Origin of the sequence: Solibacillus sp. (assembly GCF_040273735.1) — a bacterium.
Classification (GTDB): domain Bacteria; phylum Bacillota; class Bacilli; order Bacillales_A; family Planococcaceae; genus Solibacillus.
The window spans coordinates 114,725-137,013 of the sequence record NZ_JBELZM010000010.1; the positions used below are offsets into that span (position 1 = coordinate 114,725).

The 22,289-nt window shown below is 39.5% G+C and carries 19 protein-coding genes and 1 other RNA gene; 16 read left to right on the forward strand and 4 right to left on the reverse strand.

Features of this window, described 5'->3' with window-relative positions; all coding sequences use genetic code 11:
- Positions 1-4 precede the first annotated feature (4 nt).
- From ABS917_RS11500 to ABS917_RS11520, 5 genes are all read left to right on the forward strand, one after another.
- A complete protein-coding gene (locus ABS917_RS11500; protein ID WP_350479108.1) occupies positions 5-1,198 on the forward strand; it encodes a pyridoxal phosphate-dependent aminotransferase in 1,194 nt (397 codons plus the stop codon).
- Positions 1,199-1,230: 32 nt separating this feature from the next.
- Positions 1,231-2,526, forward strand: a complete 1,296-nt coding sequence (asnS, locus tag ABS917_RS11505; RefSeq protein ID WP_350479109.1) for an asparagine--tRNA ligase — start codon at positions 1,231-1,233, stop codon at positions 2,524-2,526.
- 84 nt (positions 2,527-2,610) lie between these two features.
- Positions 2,611-3,342: a DnaD domain-containing protein gene (locus tag ABS917_RS11510; RefSeq protein WP_350479110.1), complete on the forward strand. Its 732-nt coding sequence runs from the start codon at positions 2,611-2,613 to the stop codon at positions 3,340-3,342.
- Between the two features lie 18 nt (positions 3,343-3,360).
- Complete coding sequence (nth, locus tag ABS917_RS11515) at positions 3,361-4,020, forward strand: endonuclease III (protein ID WP_350479111.1); 660 nt, start codon at positions 3,361-3,363, stop codon at positions 4,018-4,020.
- On the forward strand, positions 4,017-4,367 hold the full coding sequence (locus tag ABS917_RS11520) for a YpoC family protein (RefSeq protein WP_350479112.1): 351 nt from the start codon (positions 4,017-4,019) through the stop codon (positions 4,365-4,367). The genes nth and ABS917_RS11520 overlap by 4 nt, the downstream gene beginning before the upstream one ends.
- Before the next feature lie 89 nt (positions 4,368-4,456).
- On the opposite strand, the gene ABS917_RS11525 is transcribed toward ABS917_RS11520, so the two are convergent.
- Positions 4,457-7,138: a PBP1A family penicillin-binding protein gene (locus tag ABS917_RS11525; RefSeq protein WP_350479113.1), complete on the reverse strand. Its 2,682-nt coding sequence runs from the start codon at positions 7,136-7,138 to the stop codon at positions 4,457-4,459.
- Positions 7,125-7,808, reverse strand: coding sequence for a Holliday junction resolvase RecU (gene recU, locus ABS917_RS11530; protein WP_350479114.1), 684 nt, complete (start codon positions 7,806-7,808; stop codon positions 7,125-7,127). Before recU ends, ABS917_RS11525 begins: the two co-directional genes overlap by 14 nt.
- A 181-nt stretch (positions 7,809-7,989) precedes the next feature.
- Here recU and ABS917_RS11535 point away from each other — a divergent pair, with 181 nt between their 5' ends.
- The 9 genes from ABS917_RS11535 (at position 7,990) to ABS917_RS11575 (ending at position 18,241) form a co-directional block, all read left to right on the forward strand.
- On the forward strand, positions 7,990-8,220 hold the full coding sequence (locus ABS917_RS11535) for a molecular chaperone (protein WP_079525926.1): 231 nt from the start codon (positions 7,990-7,992) through the stop codon (positions 8,218-8,220).
- A 100-nt stretch (positions 8,221-8,320) separates the two neighbouring features.
- A complete protein-coding gene (locus ABS917_RS11540) occupies positions 8,321-8,686 on the forward strand; it encodes a YppE family protein (protein ID WP_350479115.1) in 366 nt (121 codons plus the stop codon).
- The gene (locus ABS917_RS11545) at positions 8,679-10,955 is read left to right on the forward strand and encodes a DEAD/DEAH box helicase (protein WP_350479116.1); all 2,277 of its coding nucleotides are present in this window, start codon (positions 8,679-8,681) and stop codon (positions 10,953-10,955) included. Before ABS917_RS11540 ends, ABS917_RS11545 begins: the two co-directional genes overlap by 8 nt.
- A 4-nt stretch (positions 10,956-10,959) precedes the next feature.
- Entirely contained in the window at positions 10,960-12,222 is a 1,263-nt protein-coding gene (locus ABS917_RS11550) for a ribonuclease H-like domain-containing protein (protein ID WP_350479117.1), read from the forward strand.
- 100 nt (positions 12,223-12,322) lie between these two features.
- Entirely contained in the window at positions 12,323-12,622 is a 300-nt protein-coding gene (gpsB, locus tag ABS917_RS11555; RefSeq protein ID WP_079528712.1) for a cell division regulator GpsB, read from the forward strand.
- A 63-nt stretch (positions 12,623-12,685) separates the two neighbouring features.
- Positions 12,686-13,068, forward strand: an RNA gene (gene rnpB / locus ABS917_RS11560) — RNase P RNA component class B.
- Between the two features lie 193 nt (positions 13,069-13,261).
- A complete protein-coding gene (locus ABS917_RS11565) occupies positions 13,262-15,010 on the forward strand; it encodes a putative bifunctional diguanylate cyclase/phosphodiesterase (protein WP_350479118.1) in 1,749 nt (582 codons plus the stop codon).
- Between the two features lie 4 nt (positions 15,011-15,014).
- A complete protein-coding gene (locus ABS917_RS11570) occupies positions 15,015-16,154 on the forward strand; it encodes a THUMP domain-containing class I SAM-dependent RNA methyltransferase (RefSeq protein WP_350479119.1) in 1,140 nt (379 codons plus the stop codon).
- A gap of 185 nt (positions 16,155-16,339) precedes the next feature.
- Positions 16,340-18,241: an ATP-dependent DNA helicase gene (locus ABS917_RS11575; protein WP_350479120.1), complete on the forward strand. Its 1,902-nt coding sequence runs from the start codon at positions 16,340-16,342 to the stop codon at positions 18,239-18,241.
- Positions 18,242-18,503: 262 nt separating this feature from the next.
- Here ABS917_RS11575 and ABS917_RS11580 read toward each other — a convergent pair whose 3' ends face one another.
- A complete protein-coding gene (locus ABS917_RS11580; protein WP_350479121.1) occupies positions 18,504-18,965 on the reverse strand; it encodes a chemotaxis protein CheX in 462 nt (153 codons plus the stop codon).
- Positions 18,966-19,331: 366 nt separating this feature from the next.
- On the opposite strand from ABS917_RS11580, the gene ABS917_RS11585 reads away from it, so the two are divergent.
- Positions 19,332-20,126: an alpha/beta fold hydrolase gene (locus ABS917_RS11585; RefSeq protein ID WP_483316062.1), complete on the forward strand. Its 795-nt coding sequence runs from the start codon at positions 19,332-19,334 to the stop codon at positions 20,124-20,126.
- A gap of 20 nt (positions 20,127-20,146) precedes the next feature.
- The gene (locus tag ABS917_RS11590) at positions 20,147-21,133 is read left to right on the forward strand and encodes a sensor domain-containing diguanylate cyclase (protein WP_350479123.1); all 987 of its coding nucleotides are present in this window, start codon (positions 20,147-20,149) and stop codon (positions 21,131-21,133) included.
- Between the two features lie 113 nt (positions 21,134-21,246).
- Here the strand turns inward: ABS917_RS11590 and ABS917_RS11595 are convergent, their stop codons facing one another.
- Positions 21,247-22,236 (reverse strand): S66 family peptidase, encoded by a 990-nt coding sequence (locus ABS917_RS11595; RefSeq protein WP_350479124.1) that lies wholly within the window; start codon positions 22,234-22,236, stop codon positions 21,247-21,249.
- Positions 22,237-22,289: the final 53 nt, after the last annotated feature.

Here is a 22,289-nt window from a genome sequence, read left to right on the forward strand (position 1 = left end):
CAACATGAAACAATTGTTGGCAAATCGTGTAAAGACTTTAACACCATCTTCAACTTTAGCAATTACAGCTAAAGCGAAAGAGTTAAAGGAGCAAGGTATTGATGTAATTGGTTTAGGTGCAGGGGAGCCGGACTTTAATACACCGGACAATATTTTAAATGCAGCAAAACAATCGATGGATGCTGGTCTGACAAAATATACGCCGGCTGGGGGTTTACCTGCTCTAAAGAAAGCAATTATTGATAAATTGGCTCGTGACAATAATCTTACATACAAAGCAAATGAGATAATCGTTGGTGTCGGAGCAAAACACGTGCTGTATACATTGTTCCAAGTTATTTTAAATGAGGGCGATGAAGTAATTATCCCAATTCCTTACTGGGTATCTTACCCTGAACAAGTGAAGCTTGCTGGCGGTGTTCCTGTATATGTGGAAGGAACACAGGAACAGAACTTTAAAATTACAGCACAGCAACTGCGTAATGCCATTACAGAGAAAACAAAAGCGGTGATTATTAACTCGCCGTCCAATCCTTCTGGTATGATTTATTCGAAGGAAGAATTGGCTGAGCTTGCACAAGTTGCAGAAGAAAAGGATATTTTAATCGTTTCAGATGAAATTTATGAAAAGCTTGTTTACAATGGAATAGAGCATTATTCAATTGCGGAAGTTTCAGAAGCAGTGAAAGCACGTACAATTGTAGTTAACGGTGTTGCAAAATCTCACTCTATGACAGGATGGCGCATTGGCTATGCAGCTGGTGATGCGACAATCATTAAAGCGATGACAGATTTAGCATCTCACTCTACTTCAAATGCAACAACAACAGCACAATATGCAACGATTGAAGCATATAACGGCTCGCAGGATGCAGTAGAAGAGATGAGACAAGCGTTTGAATCACGTTTAGAAGCGATTTTCCCGAAACTGGCAGCAATTCCGGGCGTAAAAGTATTAAAGCCACAAGGTGCTTTCTACTTATTGCCGGATGTTTCGGAAACAGCAGAGAAAACAGGCTATACTTCAGTGGATGATTTTGTATCGGCACTATTAACAGAAGCAAATGTTGCGGTCATTCCAGGTTCAGGATTTGGTGCACCAGCGACAATACGTTTATCGTATGCGACATCTTTAGAATTATTAGAAGAAGCAGTTCGCCGAATCAATGCCTTTGTTAAAGCAAAATGGCAAGATTAAGCGTCCTTGCAACATAAGCTTTGGAGGACTTTATGAAAAAAATTATGATTAAAGATATGCCAAATCATATTGGCGAAACAGTAAAAATTGGTACATGGTTAGCTAACAAACGTTCTAGCGGTAAATTGGCTTTCCTTCAGTTACGTGATGGCTCAGGCTTCGCGCAGGGTGTTGTAGTGAAAGAAGAAGTAGGCGAAGAACTATTTGCAGTAGCTAAAGGCATGACACAGGAAACATCTTTGTATGTTATTGGTGAAGTTAAGGCGGACGAGCGTTCTTCTTTCGGTGCTGAGTTAAATGTTACAGGTATTGAAGTAATCAGCCCTGCTAAAGACTACCCAATTACACCAAAAGAGCATGGTACAGAATTTTTAATGGATAACCGTCACTTATGGTTACGTTCTCGTAAACAACATGCAATCATGAAAGTACGTAACGAAATTATTCGTGCAACATATGAATTTTTCAATGAAAACGGCTTTACAAAAATGGATCCGCCAATCTTAACAGGTTCTTCACCTGAAGGTACGTCAGAGCTGTTCCATACAAAATATTTCGATGAAGACGCATTCCTATCTCAATCAGGTCAGCTTTACATGGAAGCTGCTGCAATGGCACTAGGAAAAGTATTCTCGTTCGGTCCTACATTCCGAGCAGAAAAATCTAAAACACGTCGTCACTTGATCGAATTCTGGATGATCGAGCCTGAAATGGCATTTGTTGAGCATGATGAAAGCTTGGAAGTACAGGAACAATACGTATCACATATCGTACAATCTGTACTGAAAAACTGTAAGCTTGATTTAGAGCGTCTAGGCCGCGATACATCAAAACTTGAAAACGTGAAAGCACCATTCCCGCGTATTTCCTATGATGAAGCGATCGAGTTTTTACATGAGCAAGGCTTTGATGATATTCAGTGGGGTGATGACTTCGGTGCACCACACGAAACAGCAATTGCCAACCATTATGATAAACCAGTATTTATCACATGCTACCCGATCGGTATTAAACCGTTCTACATGCAGCCGCATCCGGAGCGCGATGATGTCGTTTTATGTGCAGACTTAATCGCTCCTGAAGGCTATGGAGAGATTATCGGTGGTTCAGAACGTATTTATGATTATGAATTAATGAAATCTCGTTTAGAACAACATAACTTATCGATGGATGCATATGCATGGTATTTAGATTTATGTAAACAAGGTGCAGTACCTCACTCAGGCTTCGGCTTGGGGTTAGAGCGTACAGTTGCATGGATTTCCGGAACAGAACATATCCGTGAATCCATCCCATTCCCACGTTTATTAAACCGTTTATATCCATAATTAATTTTAATTTATACAACGAGAAAACGTCCGGAATTTTGCCGGGCGTTTTCTCGTTACGAGCGCACAAAGGGGGATTCAACTATGTCTAAAAATTTTAATCGAATCCGCGTTTGGACGGAGCAATTACAAATTACTATTCCACAATTATTTTTTAAACATTATAGCGAACTGAATATACAAGATGACGAAGCATTAATCATTCTACATTTATTAACGTTCGAACAGGAAGGAATCGACTTTCCGACACCAAATGATTTAATGCAGCGCACAAATTTTCAATTGACGGCTATTTCTCAAATAATACAACGCTTAATGCAAAAAGGATTTGTCGAAATTTCTCAAAGCACTGATGACACTGGACGTCTTGCAGAGAAATATTCGATCTATCCGTTATGGGAAAGACTGCTGGATCTGCTGCAATCAAAAGCGCAACAACAGGTTTCAACTGCCAACAAATTGGACGAGGCGAAAATTTTCCAGCTATTTGAACAAGAGCTGGGACGCCTGCTTTCACCAATGGAAATTGAAACAATCGGCATGTGGATGGACTTGGATAAGCATAGCCCTGAGATAATAAAAGCTGCATTAAAAGAAGCGGTACTTGCTGATAAAGTGAATTTACGTTACATTGACCGCATTTTGATCGAGTGGAAAAAGCGCAACATAAAAACACTCGCACAAATTGAAAAACATAGTGAGCAATACCGGAAAAATACAATGGCTGCAGCTCCGATTCAACCGGTACATCAGCAAGAAACAGTTCAGAAGACGGAAAAAGTTTCTTTCTATAATTGGTTAGAGGAGCGAGAATAGGAGGACACCAAAACTTTTATGTTAACAAAAGCAAAATGGAATCACTTTTTAGATGAGATGGATCGCATGTTTCCGGATGCACATTGTGAATTAGTGCATGACAATCCGTTTGAGTTGACGATTGCGACATTATTATCCGCGCAATGTACGGATGTCCTCGTCAATAAAGTGACGAAACAATTATTTCAAAAATATAAGACACCACAGGATTATTTAAATGTTTCGCTTGAGGAACTGCAAACTGATATTCGTTCAATCGGACTTTACCGAAACAAAGCGAAAAATATTCAATTATTATGTGCACGCCTTTTAAATGAATATGACGGTGAGGTTCCGGCATCTCGTGAAGGGCTTGTTACATTGCCGGGTGTCGGCCGTAAAACAGCGAATGTTGTATTGTCGGTTGCATTTGATATTCCTGCGATGGCTGTCGATACGCATGTGGAACGTGTCTCCAAGCGATTAGGACTTTGCCGGTGGAAAGATAGTGTGTTGGAAGTAGAAGAAACAATCATGAAAAAAACGCCGATCGAACGATGGAGCCGTGCACACCATCAAATTATTTTCTTTGGTCGCTATCATTGTAAAGCGCAAAATCCCGGCTGCGGGTCATGTCCGTTATTGGATGACTGTCGGGAAGGGCAAAAGCGTTTAAAAAAAGGTTTGGTAAAAATATGATGATTCCAGTTCAACAAGAGGCAATTTCAAAAGAAGTGGTGGACGCTTGGTACGGTGAATGGGAGACGATGCGTGAAACGATTCATGCTGCCCATGAAAGACGTGACGGATCAGCACAGCAATTCATGGTAGAAGGTATTGAACATTTTGAGCAGTTTATTGTGGATGGTTCTATAACAGATACACCGTTTTCGGTACAAAGCGAGTATGAGCTCATGCCAATTAACGGGATGGAACGTCTGCAGTTCATAAAAGCACGTCCAGGGCAATATGCATGCTATCGACAATTGGACGAACTTTATAAAGAAACCAAAAAGCGCTGTGCAAGACTGAGAATGAAAAAATAAAGTAACCGAACAATCAATGCTTTTTAAACTAAATAAAAAAGAAAAAACATCAATTTTTCCCTTAGTGAGAAAAATTGATGTTTTTTAGTTTAATCTTCTTCTGAATCTTCAGGTCTTGTTTCGCCGCCTGTAGCAGGTGGGCTAGGCTGGTTCGGTGCTGGTGGTTCAGGATTGGATTCATCCGGCTCTACCGTATTATCGTTGCCATTTCCATTGCCATTATTTCCGTTACCGTTCCCATTATTACCGTTCCCGTTATTTCCGTTGCCATTTCCGTTATTCCCATTGTTGTTCCCGTTACCCGGCTGTTCCGGTTGTTCTGTTTCATTTGGATCTTCAATGAAGTCATTCGGATCTTCAGGCTCTGTTGTCGCTTCTCCTTCGACGAATAATGCAACACTTGCCGGATCACTCCGTAAATCACCTGAAATCGCTGTAACTGTAAATGTATATTCTTTACCGAGTTCGATGTTAGGTACTTGAATTGCGGTTGCACTTGTCGTAGAAATGACCGTTGCCGGACCGCCATCAACTTTCATCGATACTTCAAATGTAACGGGATCCGTATCTTCACCGGAACCATCAAGTGAAGAATGTGACCATGTCACATCCGCCAGTTGTGCTGCATCATTGTATGACGCTTGTAAACTAGTAGGTGAATCTAAAGTTTGAGGGACAAATTCCTCTGTATATTCAGTTGGCTCTGTTCCTTTAACGAACAGCTCTGTTGCCTTTTGTGTTGCAGGTGTATATTCATTTGCCAGTTTTAAAGGATTCGATCCGATTACAATCGAAGCTGACACAACGCTGCTCGGCTGTTTAAATGATGATGACGGGTTATGCTGGTTTAAATCCGTCATGATCGATTTGAATAATGTTTGTGGCAACCAGCGTTCTTCCCATGTTGTAATGGCATCTTTACGCTGAGAATAACCACCCCAAATAGCGATCGAATAGTTTGTTGTATACCCGGCAAACCAAGTATCCGGTACTGAGCCATTCTTTAAATTGAACTTTTCAAATTCATCTGAGCCATAGTTTGTTGTACCTGTTTTACCGGCGATATCAACGCCTGATACCATCGCACGTGTGGCAGAGGCATTGCGTTTGTTACTAACTACATCACGTAAAATATCCGTTACCATATAAGCAGTATAATCACTCATCGCTTTTTTGGTTTCCGGTTTAAACGATTTTGAAGTCTTTCCGTCACGGAAAACAATTTTAGTAATGGCATGCGGACTATTATAAGTACCGTTATTGCCGAATGCTGCATATGAAGCAGCCATTTGGACAGGAGAAATATTGACGCGTCCTCCGCCAAGTGCTTCAGATTCTGTTAATCCGCTTGATTCAATACCTAAGTTGCCTAAAAACTCTTTGGCGCGGTCCGGACCAACTTCACGGAAAGTTTTCACCGCTGGAATATTTCGTGATGTATAGAGCGCTTCACGCACTGTCATCGTCCCTAAATAGCGGCCATCCCAGTTTCCGATAACCTGATCTGAACCAGAATACGTAATCTTTTCATCGACCGTAGTTTGACCAGTCGACCATTTTAAATATTCAATGGCAGGACCATAATCAATTAAAGGTTTTAAAGTCGAACCAGGCTGGCGGGTTGTCATATCGTAGGCAAAGTTATAGTTAAATTCACCTGTGTAATTGCGTCCGCCGCCAATTGCACGAATTTCACCTGTTGGTGTATCGATGACTGCAACACCGGCCTGCATCTCTTCTGTAGGGAAGTTGCTGTCATTGTTCATCAAATCTTCTACAATCGTCTGTGCTTTTGGGTCTAGGGTTGTATAAACTTTGATTCCTTCGGAAGTCAGTTCGCTATCACCGTTTTTCTCAAGTTCTGCTAAAACGACATCCAAAAAGGCAGGATATTTCGTTGTACTATTTGCTACACGCTCTTCTTCAGGAATGAGTCCGCCTGTAATAGGTTCCTTTTTCGCTTCTTCCGCTTCAGCTTCAGTAATTTTACCGTGCTGAACCATTAAGCCTAAAACGATATTACGACGTTTTTTTGCACGGTCCGGCTTTTTATATGGATTATAGTTGTTCGGACTTTGAGGCATCCCTGCTAATTGAGCATATTCAGCCAATGATAGTTCACTTAATTCTTTTCCGTAAAATTCTTTTGCTGCTGTACCAAAGCCATGGATTCTACCTGACATTAGGATTTTATTAAAGTACATTTCGAAAATTTCTTCTTTACTATATTGACGTTCAAGCTTAATTGCGAGCCAAGCTTCCTGCGCTTTACGCTCCAGCTTTTTCTCATTGGTAAAGAACGAGTTTTTTACAACTTGCTGTGTAATTGTACTCGCACCTTGAGCACCAAATCCATCACGGAAGTTGGCAAGTACGGCACCGCCAAGACGCCACAAGTCAACACCGAAGTGATCGAAAAATCGTGCATCTTCTGTTGCGATAATCGCGTCAATCATTTGCTGTGGTATATCTTCATATTTTACATAATTTCGTTTTTCTGCACCAATTGTTGCAAAAAGTTCTCCATTTATATCATAAAATTCCGATGAGATCGGATCCTTTAATGCATCCTCATCCAGTTCAGGTGCTTTGCTTACATAGTAGCCAAATAATGCGGCACCACTTAAGAAACCAATTACCCCAATTAAAACGATTGCTAAAACAATGCGCTTAATCCATTTTCCAGCAGAAGTTTTCGGTTTTCTGGATTTTTTGTTTTTTTGTTGACGTTCGCGCTTTATTTGTTCGCGTGTTTTTCTATTTTCCGTCACGTTGTTTCTCCTCACTTTCACAAACATTGTTGTTTGCGATTAACTTTTTTACCGCTTGCAAATAGTCGAGCCTTGGTAAATAGCCGTCGGAAATTTCTATGGCATCCTGCTCAAAAATTGCGATGGGTATAGATTTTCTTCCCCCTTCATCCATTGCTGAAAACCATTTTGCCACAACATGATACGAAATGACAAAATTACGGTTCAACGTGCTGAATCGTACTATGAAAAACGCAACACCTCGTTGATTTGTCACGGAATGCATATGATCCATTTGGTGAGGGTGAATGTTTTTTAATGGAAAGGATGTTTTACTATCCGTTTCTTTTGCTTCAAAGTCAATGTAATATCCATTCCATACGCCATTATAATCCGTCGTTGAAGGTGTGCGGAAATAAGCCTCTTTAATTACAGCAGCACTTCTAGCCGGATAATCTACTTTGACGATTTGTATAGGAACAGGTTTCTTGTGTATATTTGCCATATTCCTATGTAAATAAAACATATTTGTTTCATTTAGGTCATCTTCTAAGCTTTTTCCACGGTTACTGTAATTGACGGCTCTTTTATTTTTTTCTTTTGCAACCGATGGAGATTTAGAGGATTCCTTTTTTTTCTCAATCTTTGGCGCACTTTCATAGAGTTTACCGTTTGGATAACGAATCACCATGGAATCACCTTCTTTCCTGGAAGAAATAATACTTTAATAGTGTATCACAAACAATGTACCCGTTAATAATTTTGTAAAAGCTATGCAAAATATAACTTCTTTTAGCGAATGGACACTATTTTTGCCACACGACAAGGATTCCGTGAAAAAAGAAAGAATCATTGTGAAAAGGGGGCATTATATGTCGAAATTATCACGCTTAATCGAACAAGTTGAAATGGCACAAACATTATTATCATTGCAGATGGAACGCGAGCAATTAAGAATGAAAGTGGAGCATTTAACAAATCTACTCACAGTTTATCAAAAAGTTAGCTTAGCAGAAACAAAGAGTCAAGTAAAGAATGCCTGTTCGCATATGAGTAGTACAAACGAAGAGAATTTGATACACTTAAGAACAAATATACTTTAGCCTGAATGGGCAAAGACTAATAAAAAAGTAATTGATGTAGCGAACTACGATAATTTACGCTACTAGGTTAAAACAGATGAAATTACTCGAGGTGCTCTTTATGCAATTAATAGATGAAACATACCAATTAATAGAAGAATGTGATGCGTGTTTACATCGTTTTCAGGAAATGCGACGTTTAGACAAGGAGCCGGATTTCTTTAGTGAAGTCAAGCCACATGTCGATGAAGTCCATACACGTATTCATGAATGGCAGCAGCATGCGACAAATTGGATAAAAAGCCAGCACCCAAAAAATTTATATGTACAACAAATTGACCACGCAGCCGATGCTATGGAGCAATTTGTTGTACAGTCTTTCTTTAAAGGAACGAGCAAAAAACGGTTTATCCAATCGATCCAATCTGCCCAATACACATTGAAGCTACTCGCAACAAAGATTGAGGAAGGTGAAGACGATGCTTAGTAAGAAAAGAACCATTTCGCAGCTTGTCGACGAGTGGCAATATGATGAAGAAATGAAACAGAATATTGTCGCCATGCATACGATTGATGAAAAGCAGGCCCAGTACGCAGATTTTCCGTCTAATTTACACCCATCGATCATTAAAGCATTGCATGGGCGGGGCATTGAGCAGCTTTATATCCATCAGCGCCAAGCATTCGACTATGCACAACAGCAAAAGCATTTTACTGCGATTACACCGACTGCTTCGGGAAAATCGTATTGCTACCATCTGCCGGTTTTACAGCAAATTTTAGAAGATCGCTCAAGTCGCGCCATTTATTTGTTTCCTACAAAGGCGCTTGCTCAGGACCAGAAATCAGATCTTAATGAATTGATTGAACTGATGGATGAGGATATTTTGAGTTACACATATGATGGAGATACTGCACCAGGCATTCGCCAAAAAATCCGGAAAGCCGGCCATATCGTCATGACAAATCCCGATATGCTGCATTCAGGCATTTTACCGCACCATACGAAATGGGTATCTCTTTTTGAAAACTTGAAGTATATCGTCATTGATGAGTTACATACGTATAAAGGCGTGTTCGGTTCACATGTTGCGCATGTTATAAGAAGACTTCAGCGTATTTGCGAATTTTATGGAAGCAATCCGATTTTTATTTGTACGAGTGCCACAATCAAAAACCCTAAAGAACTAGCAGAAAGCCTGACAAATAGTAAGCATGAGCTGATCGAGCAATCAGGTGCGCCTATCGGTAAGAAGACATTTATTTTTTACAACCCGCCGATCGTCCACCCGACATTTGGTGTGAGACGGAGCGCAGTGCTCGAAGTACGCGATATTTCGAAGCGCTTGTTTGAAGCGGGCATTCAAACGATTATTTTTGCGAAATCAAGAGTTCGTGTGGAAATGCTTGTTACGTATTTAAAGTCGTTAACAGCGAAAAAAATTATGGACGAATCGATTCAAGGCTATCGTGGCGGTTATTTGCCGAGTGAACGGAGAGAAATCGAAAAAGGCTTGCGAACAGGATCGATACAGATGGTCGTCAGTACGAATGCACTTGAATTGGGTGTCGATATCGGGCAATTACAAGCATGTATTATGACCGGCTACCCAGGGAATATTGCGAGTGCGTGGCAGCAAGCCGGCAGGGCAGGTAGACGTCAGGACGAGGCGCTCATTGTGTATGTTGCGCAATCGACGGCATTGGACCAATATGTTGTCCAAAATCCTAGTTATCTATTAGGAAGTTCACCAGAAGAAGCGCGTATTAATCCGGAAAACCTGTTAATTTTAATGGAGCATTTAAAATGCGCAGCGTTTGAACTGCCATTTTCGATGGAAGATACGTATGGGGAATATGAAGTTCAGGAACTATTAGCCTATTTAGAAGAAGAGGGTGTGCTTGTCCGAACAAGCACGAAATGGCATTGGATGAGCGACAGATTTCCGGCGCATGAAATTTCACTGCGCTCAGCTGCACAGGAAAATGTTGTCATTATCGATATTTCAACACCCGCCAATACGAAAGTGCTCGGCGAAATGGATACTTATAGTGCAATGACTCTTTTACATGAAGAAGCCATCTATTTGCATCAAGGTATTCAGTTCCAGGTCGAAAAGCTCGATTGGGAAGAGAAAAAGGCATTCGTTCGAGAAGTGGATGTCGACTACTTTACAGATGCGAATTTGGCTGTCGAGCTGAAAGTGTTAAGTGAAGATAAATCGGCACCATTTAAAAACTCGACAGTGAGTTACGGAGATGTAAGCATTTTAGCTATTCCGACCATCTTTAAGAAAATCCGTTTTAATACACATGATAATATCGGATCAGGTCCGATTTCGATTCCTCCAATGGAAATGCATACAAATGCGACATGGATGAGCTTTGAGTTGCCGAATAACTGGTCGGAAGAACAACTGACCGATGCGCTGACAGGGGCTGCCTATGCAATGGGAAGCTTTATCCCGTTATTTATCCACTGTGACCGGTCCGATGTGTCGGTTGTCCCGCAAGTAAAAGCGGTTCATAATGAAAAACCGACATTGTTTATTTATGACAGTTATCCGGGTGGTATTGGTTTGAGTGAGCGTGTGTACGATGTTTTACTTTCGCTGCTTGAAAGAACAGCACAGCATGTAGAGAACTGTCCTTGTCAGCAAGGTTGTCCTTCATGCATTGGTGCACAGGATAGTTTAGGAGAAAACAAAAAACAAGTTATGAAAGTGTTAAATATTTTAATTAACGAAATGATGTGAGAACATGTCGTATGAAAATAAGCTGTTGCAAATGAAAAAACTGCTAGGCAAAAAAACGGAGCAAAAAAAAGAAAAACCAAAATTCATTAAACCTGAACCGCCTTTATACAGCGATCAATGGCAACAGGCAGGGCTTGAACTGGTAGAAAATGAATTCGGCATGCTTTTTAAACGGGAAGTACATTATCCATTTGATTATCAGCACGGCGACTACAAGCTCGGGGAATTGTTTCCTTCCTTAAAGCGCTGGAAGTCCCAAGCCGAAGACCATCCGTTTGCCATAAGCGGTGATGAAACGATCGTATTTTTTGATACAGAAACAACCGGTTTAAAAGGCGCGGGTACTCATATCTTTTTACTCGGTTTTTTGGAAGCGGATGATGAAGGTTTTACGCTCACACAGTATGTATTGTCGGACCCTTCGAATGAAGCGGCACTTCTTTTTGAATCAAAGCTATGGCAGCGAAATGTAACGATTGTTTCCTATAACGGAAAAAGTTTCGACTGGCCGCAGCTTCAAGTGCGCTGGACGTTGAACCAGCAATTTTTGCCGCCCCTGAAATCACAGCGGCAAATAGATTTGCTGCATAGTACGAAACGACTTTGGAAAGATGATTTATCACGAATGAAGCTTACCCAAGTAGAACAGGATAAGCTTGGCTTTTACCGAATCGGGGATATACCGGGGCATTTAGCACCTATTATATATTTTGATGCGGTTAAGAGCGGGAATGCGGAAACGCTGATGAAAGTACTGTTGCATAATGAATGGGATTTACTGTCGCTGATCACATTGTATATTCATTCGACGAATTTATTGTTTGATGATATATCAACGGAATCGGCAACAACATATACGAATATCGGAAAATGGTTTGGGGATTTGAAAAAGCGGCAAACAAGTACGGAAATACTACAGGCAGTGACGGGCCATTTCGAAATAAAAGATACCGGTTATGCGCATTTTTATTTAGCATATGAATTAAAGCGGATTGGAGAAACGGATTTAGCGATCCAATCATTCCAAACAGCGCTTCCTGCCATTCCTGTCAGAAAACAGCTGCAGGCATACGAACAACTAGCCATGCTATATGAACATAAAGTAAAGGACTACGAGCAGGCATACATTTATACGGAAATAGGGAATAATTTACTTCCTGAAATAACGTTTCAAAAAGAAACACAGCTTCAAAATCAGCAAAAAAACTGGAAAAAAAGACTTAGTAGATTAGACAATAAAAGAAATAAAAGTTATTTCGACAAATAATGAAAAATTTTTCGACATCTAGAAGATATGTAGTCGTCCCATTTGTCTGACCTATGCTATAATAAATCAAAGAAGTAGCGTGATGGAAGGACGAGGAATAATGGATATTAAATTAACAGCTGACCATATATTGGAAAAAGAATTTAAAAAGAGCATGAAAGGCTATAACATTGACGAAGTGGATCAATTTTTGGATCTGATTCGTGAAGATTATGACACATTTACTGCAAAGATTGCTTCCCTGGAAGAGGAAAACGAGCGCTTAAAGCAAGAGCTGGCAAACTCAAGCCGCAAATCCGCGGTTGCTCCTGCTCCAACAGCAAATAGTACAAACTTCGATATTTTAAAGCGACTTTCAAACTTGGAGAAGCATGTTTTCGGGAGTAAGCTTTACGAATAGTTAAACTATTCATGGGAATATTGTTTTTTTTCTATTATTGCAGTATACTTTATTCATACATCAATATTCGAGTAATCGCTGCGACTTTAAGGTCGTAGAGGAAAGTCCATGCTCACACGGTGCTGAGATGCCCGTAGTGTTCGTGCTTACTGAAAAAATAAGGTAAGGCAAGAGAATTTCTCTTGACGGCGGAAGGAACTCCTAAGTCTTTTAGATATGGACGAAACTTCCTGAAAGTGCCACAGTGACGGAGCTTATAGTGAAAACTATAAGGTGGAACGAGGTAAACCCCATGAGTGAGAAACCCAAATTATGGTAGGGGCACTCTCCTGAAGGAATTGAACGGATGGAGGGACGGTCAGCTTGGCCGTAGATAGATGATTACTACCTAGTCGTACGAGGCGCAAGCTGTTTGAGTACTTAGGAACAAAACATGGCTTATTGATTATTGATGCTTTTTTGAACATATAAAAGGGCTCTCCATTCTTTTGTGGAGAGCCTTTCTTAGTAGAAAAAATTATTTTAAATACAAAAATAAAGGTTCATGACGGGGAATTAGGAAACTAAATCTATAAAACAACACCTGCTTCTGTCGGAGTGAATATATAAAAACTGTTCTTTATATAAGGGTGATATGTCTTGAGCGAATTGAAGTCTAATAAATCCATCATGCAAGAACTGGCATTGTCTCAGTTTCCAAAAGAATTAATCGAAAGAGTTTTTGAAAATATTGCGGAAGGTATTATGATTACCGATCGAAACAGAAGAATTTTATCGATTAATGTTGCTTTTGAGTTTGTAACAGGCTTTAAATTAGAAGAGGTACAAGGAAAAAAACCGTCTATTTTGCAGTCTGGCGTGCATGACAGAGCTTTTTATATTGATATGTGGAAACAAATTGGCAAGGCAGGCATGTGGCAAGGTGAAATTTGGAATAAACGCAAGACGGGTGAATTATACCCCGAATGGCTGACAATACTAGCAATTAAAGATAATGCAGGTAAGATTACAAATTACTGCGGTATTTTTACGGATTTGTCTGAACGTAAAATCGTAGAAGACGAACTTGAAAAAAGGGCTCTCCATGATTCATTAACAGAAGTGTGCAATCGTTTTGCCTATATTGAACGTATGAATACACTTCTGGAATTGACAGAAAACAAAGTGATGCCGATACAGCATGCGGTTCTTTTTCTGGATTTAGACCGCTTTAAGCAAGTGAATGATTTGCTCGGACATGCCATTGGTGATCGGTTATTGGTGGAAGTATCCAAACGTGTAAAAACTTTAGTGAGAAATAAGGATATTTTAGCGCGCTTTGGTGGGGATGAATTTGTCATTACATTAGCAAATATCCAACATCCAAGAGAAGCTGCAAAATTTGCTGAGCAGGTGCTCAGGGTTTTTGAAGCGCCGATTAAAGTTCATGATCAGGATGTCTATATATCGACAAGTATGGGAATCAGTATTTACCCGGCGGACGGTACGACAACAGAACAACTATTGAATCGTGCTGATCGTGCCATGTCATTTTCGAAAGATAATGGGCGTAATTGCTACTCGTTCTACTTTGACGGGTTGGAAACTGATTCGAATCGAGTGCTGACACTTGATAGTGAGCTCCGTAAAGCAATTGAAAACAGGGAATTTACACTTGCCTACCAGCCGAAAATCAGCACCGAAAACAACGGAATTGTCGGAATCGAAGCATTAGTACGTTGGAATAGCGAGAAACTTGGCTTTGTATCACCTGCTGAATTTATCGAACATGCCGAAGAATCGGGCTTAATTATCCCACTGAGCGAAATGATTTTCGAGCTTGCATGTGAAGGCTATCATCAGCTTGTTTCGGCAGGGTACCCGAATGTACCGATTGCAGTAAATGTTTCGAGCATTCACTTCCAGCAGCAAAGCTTCTTAGATTCGGTTCAAAAAATTTTAGAGCGGAATAATGCTTCTGCACAAAGCTTTGAAATCGAAGTGACTGAGCGGACAGTGATGAACAGTGCGCAGGAGACAGTGAGTAAACTAGTAAAACTGAGGCAATTAGGTTTTAAGCTTTCGATCGATGATTTCGGGACAGGGTATTCTTCATTAAGTTACTTAGTGCGATTCCCGCTCGATGTGCTGAAAATTGACCGCAGCTTCATTCAGCATATTTGCTCGCTTGATGATAAGCAGGCAATTGTCGATGCGATTATTCAAATGGCGCATCGCCTGCAAATGAAAGTAGTAGCTGAAGGTGTGGAAACAAGCCAGCAAGTCGATTTGCTTAAATCGATGGGCTGTGATTATATTCAAGGGTATTACTACAGTAAACCATTGCCTATGGAAGAATTAATCGACTTCATCCAATTTTGGGAAGTCGAGCATCAAGAAAGGATTTAAACGCATGACAAAATTTAATTTAGTTGCAACAGCTGCAATGGGCCTAGAGGCAATTGTAGCAGAAGAAGTACGTGATCTAGGATACGAAACACGGGTCGATAACGGCAAAGTATATTTTGAAGGCGATGAGATGGCGATTGCTCGCACGAATCTATGGTTGCGTGTAGCGGACCGCGTGAAAATCGTCGTTGCCCAATTTCCTGCTAAAACATTTGACCAGCTATTTGAAGGTGTAAAAGCAGTTCAATGGGAAAAATACTTACCGGTGGATGCAAATTTCCCAGTGTCGGGAAAATCGGTCAAATCGACATTATTCAGTGTACCGGATTGTCAGGCAATCACGAAAAAAGCAATTGTTGAACGAATGAAACTTGCTTATAAACGTTTAGGATTTTTAGATGAGTCCGGTCCGACATTTAAAATCGAAATTTCGATTTTAAAAGATACGGCAACATTAACGATCGATACATCGGGCGTAGGCTTGCATAAACGCGGATATCGTACGACGCAAGGTGAAGCACCATTAAAAGAAACACTTGCAGCAGCATTAGTGAAAATTTCAAAGTGGTCGCCAAGCCGTCCGTTCGTAGATCCATTCTGTGGTTCGGGAACGATTGCATTGGAAGCGGCAATGATTGGCCAAAATATTGCACCGGGCTATAACCGCGAATTTATTTCGGAATCATGGCCATGGATGAAGCAGGATATTTGGGATAAAGCCCGTGATGAGGCTGATTCTTTAGCGAATTATGATCAGGAATTAACGATCATCGGTACGGATATCGATCATAAAATGGTTGCAATCGCGCAAGAAAATGCACTTGAAGCAGGCTTTGGAGATTTATTGACATTCAAGCAAATGCAGGCGACTGATTTCACAACGAAGCTGACAGACGGGGTTATTGTTACAAACCCGCCATATGGTGAGCGTATCGGTGAAGTAGAAGAAATCGAGAAAATGCTGCGCCAGTTTGGTCAAGTTATGCAAAACTACCCGACATGGTCAGTATACATGCTGTCATCAATGGAAGACTTAGAAGTACATTATGGTAAAAAAGCGACGAAAAAGCGTAAATTATTTAACGGATTCATCCGCACAGATTTATACCAGTACTGGGGTCAAAAATCTAAGCGCGAAAATTAATATCGAAGAGCGTGTCCGAGAAGACATTTCGGAGAACGCTCTTTTTGTTGCATATTATTAGTCTTTTTTATGTAAATCGTTGTATAATGATGAGTACGGAATTTTTTATTAAATTGTAAAATGTTAGTATTTGCGGGAGGAAATGTAAATGTTCCTCCCGCCTCATATTGAGGGGGAACATCCATTTGAGAAAATCTTTACCTTTTGAATTATCGAGAGAGAAAACTTTCTTCGACTCTTTAGGAGATTGGTTAGGCGATGTCCTGTATGACGAATTGCCTGAACGAGGATTTGAATGCCGTGACGAACAAATTTTCATGGCTTACCAAATAGAGCAAGCTTTAAAAGAAAAGAATGTGTTATTTGCGGAAGCTGGTGTAGGAACAGGAAAAACGATTGCCTACTTATTACCTGCTGTATCCTATGCACGTTATACAGGAAAACCGGCACTTATTGCCTGTGCAGATGAAACTTTAATCGACCAGCTCGTAAAAGAGGGCGGCGATATTCATAAACTTCGTGATGTATTAGGTCTGGATATTGATGTCCGCCTTGCAAAATCACGTGACCAGTATTTATGTTTAAAACGTTTTGAAGAAGCGGAAAAAACGGAAACAGAAGAGTGGATTGATGATATTGCGTTTTCAATTCCGGATGGGGTGTATGCACAGGGCAGTATGATTGCCGTGCAGCCATACGGGGAGCGCTCGGATTATCCGTTAGTGACGGATGAAGACTGGGAGAAAGTAAACTACAATTCAATCATGCAATGTGCGGTTTGTGATTTACGTAATCGTTGCGGCCAAACATTACACCGTGCACATTACCGTAAATCGACGGACCTTATCATTTGTTCGCAAGACTTTTTAATGGAGCATTTGGCGACAAAGGAATCACGTGAACGTGAAGGGCAATTACCGCTATTACCGGAAGTTTCAATGATGGTCCTTGATGAAGGACATTTACTTGAATATGCAGCCCAAAAAGCATTAACGTACAAAGTTCAGGCATATACGATCGTAGAGTTGCTGGAACGATTAATGGTAGATGGTGTCCGTGAGCGTACATTATATGCGATGGAACATTTACAAGATCACCATGAACTGTTTTTTGACCAGTTGCGTGAAGATATCATTCAATCTGAAGAAGACCGTAAACGTATTGTGAAGTCAGAACGACTGATCCAATTGGGCGAGCGCGTAATTGCATATGTCGACCAGCTGCTGGAAGAATTTGTTTTTGAATCGGAACTCTACATGATTCCTGAATATGAGCTGAATATGGCGGAAGAGTTTTTAGAACATTATGTTGCGGCAATTCGTATTTTTGTTGCACAAGGAGATGCTGTTGATTGGCTGGAGGATACAGATGGAGAAGAGACGCTCGTCATTATGCCGCGCCTGATTACCGATGTTCTTTCCGAAACATTATTCTCGAAAAAAATGCCAATCGTGTTCTCATCGGCTACGCTATCGGTGAATAAAGATTTCAGCTATATATCATCAAGCTTAGGCATTGAACAATACCAAAGCTTCAGTGTACCATCACCGTTTGATTACGAAGAAGTGATGAAAATTTATTTACATGAACTTTCTCAATCCGAAAAAACTGCAAAAGTAGAGCAGCTTTTGAAAGATGGTAAACAGACGTTAATTTTATTTAAATCAAAACAGGCAATGAATCACTTTAAATCAAATGTAGGTTTAATGGAACGCTTAAATATCGCATTTGAAGGAGACCGTGAGCTTTCGGCAATTGTCCGTGAGTTCCAAAACGGTGAAGTAAAGACATTATGTTCGTATCATTTATGGGAAGGCTTGGATTTACCGGAAGAAGCGTTAACGCGCGTAATTATTTTCGACTTGCCGTTCCCGCCGCATGATCCATTGTTCGATGCAAAACGTTCATTTGCACAAAATCCATTTGAAGAAGTTGAATTACCATTCATGCAGCTTCGTCTTCAACAAGGAATGGGCCGTTTAATTCGTACTTCGAATGACCATGGTGACATTCATATTTTATTAAATAATGAAGAAGCAAGCGTAAAATCTCACTTCACAAATATTTTAGCAGTAGACCCACAATAGTGTTCAACCCCGTTCGAGTGTTTTGAGCGGGGTTTTTGTTTTAGAATTGCTTTGACGGAGCGGATTTTCTAATAAGTAGTAGTGATGTTCTAATATAATTTGAAAAGTTGTCTAATAAAATGCTGAATTTCCAATATGTAAATCTTATCTTCTGAAATGGAGTTATAAAGTTCAAATATAGTAGTGAATTATTCTAATATACTTTAATTTCTTCAAATAAAAAAACCTTTCATTGAAATGATCAACAAAAGGCAATAATGATTTACTCTTCTTCAGTATCAATTGTATATAGAATAATTAAATCCCCGATACCTTCTAATGTAGCTGGTATTTTAAATGCTTGCTTGAAGCCGTATAATTTCGCATGTCCGACCATTACAGTAGGTGGCGTAATATCAAGCTCCAAATCATGTTGGACTGTGTATGTACATAAATTACCGGCAATCATATTTCCGAGTTCGCCTGTAAAAGACTCAAGCATAGCACCTTCTAAAGGCATTCCAAACATCGCAGAGCCGATTGCACTAAAACTTTCCGGTGTGCCATCAATGATAATGCGTCCTTTAATATCGCCAACTAATCCTATAAGCACACCCAACTCTAGTTGTTCATAAGGTTCATTTATGATGGAAGGAGATTTAACATCTATAATCATAGGTAATATAGTTTTTAGTGAATGTATTGTCCCGTTTAAAATAGTTTGAATATGCATCGAATTACTCAATAATAATTTCTCCTTCCTGGACTTTTAATTCATATTAACATGTTACTTCGGTATATGTATAGAAGAAAATTAAAAGAGGCTGTATTGACAGATAATTTCAGAGCATATATAATGAAAATGATAATTATTATCAGTATATAGGGCGGTGTTTGAAATGTTGTATGCTTTTATTGGGGCAACAGTGATCGTTTATGTGGCAATTGGAAACCATGTGTTAAAAAATGTAGCAAATTAGAAATTGAAATATTGAAAATTATTCATCGCATTGTCACATTGACAATGCGATTTTTATGTAATAGAGTAGAAATTTCATGAAATATGTTCCAAAATAGGAAGTATAAATATTTGATAAGTGAGGTCATCGCATTGGTCAACGTTGTAAAGAGAAATAATATTTCGATCAAGGGTAAGGGAGAGCAAATTTTATTATTTGCGCATGGGTTTGGCTGTGATCAAAATTTATGGCAAAGTTTAATTTCTTATTTTGAGGAATCGTACAAAATTATTCTTTTTGATTATGTAGGTGCTGGTAACTCCGATATAACGGCATATGATAGTGTGAAATATAATAGCTTAGATGGTTATGTACAGGACGTCATCGACATTATTGAGACATACGATCTTAAAAATATTATTTTTATTGGTCACTCTGTAAGTTCGATGATCGGTATGCTAGCTGCTATAAAAATGCCGCAATACTTTTCAAAGCTTATTATGATAGGCCCTTCCCCTTATTATTTGAATGATGGAGATTATAAAGGGGGATTTGATCGAAGTGAAATTGATGAACTGCTTGTAACAATGGAAATGAATTTTGAAGGTTGGGCAAGCTATATGGCCCCAATTGCAATGGATCAATCAAGTGATTCACCATTAACAAAGAGACTTGAAGAATCATTTGTATCAACGAATTCAAGTATTGCGAGACAGTTTGCAGAAGTCACTTTCTTTAGTGATTCACGATATCGATTAGGGGAGACGCAAATTCCTACATTAATCCTGCAATGCGCGAATGATAGTATTGTACCGATTGAAGTAGGCTATTATTTAAGCGCTCATATTCCGAACAATGAATTGGTAATATTAGATACTAGGGGGCATTATCCACATTTAAGCGACCCGAAATTAACAGCAGAAATTATATTAAACTACTTAAAATAAGGATAGGGGCGTATGCATCGATGGATAGACGTCTAGCTCAATTGCCTTGTGGATATATCAATACAAACGAGCAATATACAATTATTGATGTAAATGAAACATTTTTGCAATGGACAAATTACAGGCTTGAAGAGTTATATGGACAACATCTTGAAAAGTTGTTTTCATCCAGTAGTAAATTAATTTTCCATTCGTATTTTTATCCCAATATGGCAATGTATCAATTTGTAGATGAACTTTTTATTAACATACAGAATGCTGCTGGACAAACAATGCCATGTTTAGTCAATGCAAAACAAGTCAATATGGAAGGTGAGAATTTTGTCGATATTGTCATGATGCCAATGAACAAGCGAATTGAATATGAGCGTGAAGTTCGACAAGCGAAACTATTATTGGAAGAAGCATATAACGAGAAAACAATCGCCCATGAACATTTGCAGCAAATTAATAAAAAAATTGAAGAGAAACAGCAGCAATTAATTCAAATGAACGAAGAACTACAGTATATTTCCAATACAGACAACTTAACCGGTATTGGCAATCGCCGTTTTTTCCATCAAAAGCTTCAAATCCATATTGAGCAGTTTAATAAACATGGAATTCCATTTTCCTTGCTCGTAATGGATATTGACCATTTCAAACAGGTGAATGATATATATGGACATGCAATAGGAGATTTGGTTTTAGCACAATTAGGAGTTCTATTGAAAACAGCTGCTCGTGACCAGGATATTCCCGCACGATTTGGGGGAGAAGAATTTATTTTACTGTTAGGCCAAACAGATGAAGAGAAAGCGTTTGAAATTGCCCAACAGTTGATTAAACAGTTTGAGAAAACAATATGGCCATCAGTTGGCCGGTTAACGGTAAGTATCGGCTGTACAACATTTAAAAAGGGTGATACTGAGAGCTCTGTTTTTGAACATGCGGATGATGCACTCTATGAATCAAAGCGAAATGGACGCAACCAGGCAACACAGTATGAAGCGATGAAAAGGATGTAGCTTTCTTTTTTGAGTTTTAGGATAACTGATACATACAATAAAAGGCTAATTAATTACTTCATTAGCCTTTTTAATGACGATGAAGTTTTCGTACAATTACATTTTCTTAATAGTTAAAGCCATTGTTCAATACAAGTAATCGATTGGTTGATCGTGTCCAGACGGATTTTTTTGCCGATCGCCAAAGGGAACATCGGGTGAGTATGGGCACAGTCGACATCGGCAAGAATAGGAATAATTTTACCATCCAGCTGTTCCAATAACAGATCAAGCGGCTGCTTGCCTGTCCCTTCATCATCAAAGAGCTCGTGTTTTCCAAGGATAATACCTGCAGCTTTATCAAATATCCCGTGCAATTTCAACATCGCAAAATTCTTTTCTACAGTTGACGCACACTTCAATGAATCCTCAATCAGTAATATATCACCCGTATTAATAACAGGAAAATAAGCTGTCCCGATGAAGCCGTACATTGTATTATTATTGCCGCCAATTAAACGCCCTTCAACAACACCTTCATGAATACTGATCCATTTATTTGAGTACAGTGTTTTTGGCTTCTCATAATCTAGCCAGTTAATCATTTCATCTGACCATATACGTGGCATTGGAATCGAGTACGGAACGCTTGGTTGACAAAAATAGCGGTCAAAATAATTGTATGTTTCATGGACAAGCGGCTCAAATTCTCCGAACGAAGGGATGAGTGCCGGCCCGTAAAATGTAGGAATATTCGTTTTGGCAAAAAGAGCCAATAAAATTGCAGTAGTATCAGAGTAGCCAATCACAATTTTCGGATTATTTTTAAACGCATCGTAATCTATATAGGGGAGCAGGCTATTAGAATTCGTACCGCCGATTGAGGACATGATCATTTTAATTGATGGATCTCTCAGTAGCTGATTAAATTCTTCAGCACGTTCCTTTGGCGTCCCTGACCGATAGCCATCTTGTTTACCTGTAAGAGTTCCCTCGATAATGTGAAATCCTTTTTTCTCCAAAAATTCTTTACCGCGAATGTACCGCAATTTTGCGGTAGCAGTTGCCGGTACAGAAGGTGAGAAAATGCCGATCTTATCTCCTCGTTGCAATGGATGAAACATATAATCACCTATCTTTACTAATTTATAGTTTTGGATATATGTTAAAATTATAC

Excerpts from the sequence above, each read along its gene's own strand:
- ABS917_RS11500 (WP_350479108.1), top strand. The coding sequence starts at position 5 with ATGAAACAATTGTTGGCAAATCGTGTAAAGACTTTAACACCATCTTCA.
- asnS (WP_350479109.1), top strand. The coding sequence starts at position 1,231 with ATGAAAAAAATTATGATTAAAGATATGCCAAATCATATTGGCGAAACA.
- ABS917_RS11510 (WP_350479110.1), top strand. The coding sequence starts at position 2,611 with ATGTCTAAAAATTTTAATCGAATCCGCGTTTGGACGGAGCAATTACAA.
- nth (WP_350479111.1), top strand. The coding sequence starts at position 3,361 with ATGTTAACAAAAGCAAAATGGAATCACTTTTTAGATGAGATGGATCGC.
- ABS917_RS11520 (WP_350479112.1), top strand. The coding sequence starts at position 4,017 with ATGATGATTCCAGTTCAACAAGAGGCAATTTCAAAAGAAGTGGTGGAC.
- recU (WP_350479114.1), bottom strand. The coding sequence starts at position 7,808 with ATGGTGATTCGTTATCCAAACGGTAAACTCTATGAAAGTGCGCCAAAG.
- ABS917_RS11535 (WP_079525926.1), top strand. The coding sequence starts at position 7,990 with ATGTCGAAATTATCACGCTTAATCGAACAAGTTGAAATGGCACAAACA.
- ABS917_RS11540 (WP_350479115.1), top strand. The coding sequence starts at position 8,321 with ATGCAATTAATAGATGAAACATACCAATTAATAGAAGAATGTGATGCG.
- ABS917_RS11545 (WP_350479116.1), top strand. The coding sequence starts at position 8,679 with ATGCTTAGTAAGAAAAGAACCATTTCGCAGCTTGTCGACGAGTGGCAA.
- ABS917_RS11550 (WP_350479117.1), top strand. The coding sequence starts at position 10,960 with ATGTCGTATGAAAATAAGCTGTTGCAAATGAAAAAACTGCTAGGCAAA.
- gpsB (WP_079528712.1), top strand. The coding sequence starts at position 12,323 with ATGGATATTAAATTAACAGCTGACCATATATTGGAAAAAGAATTTAAA.
- ABS917_RS11570 (WP_350479119.1), top strand. The coding sequence starts at position 15,015 with ATGACAAAATTTAATTTAGTTGCAACAGCTGCAATGGGCCTAGAGGCA.
- ABS917_RS11590 (WP_350479123.1), top strand. The coding sequence starts at position 20,147 with ATGGATAGACGTCTAGCTCAATTGCCTTGTGGATATATCAATACAAAC.
- ABS917_RS11595 (WP_350479124.1), bottom strand. The coding sequence starts at position 22,236 with ATGTTTCATCCATTGCAACGAGGAGATAAGATCGGCATTTTCTCACCT.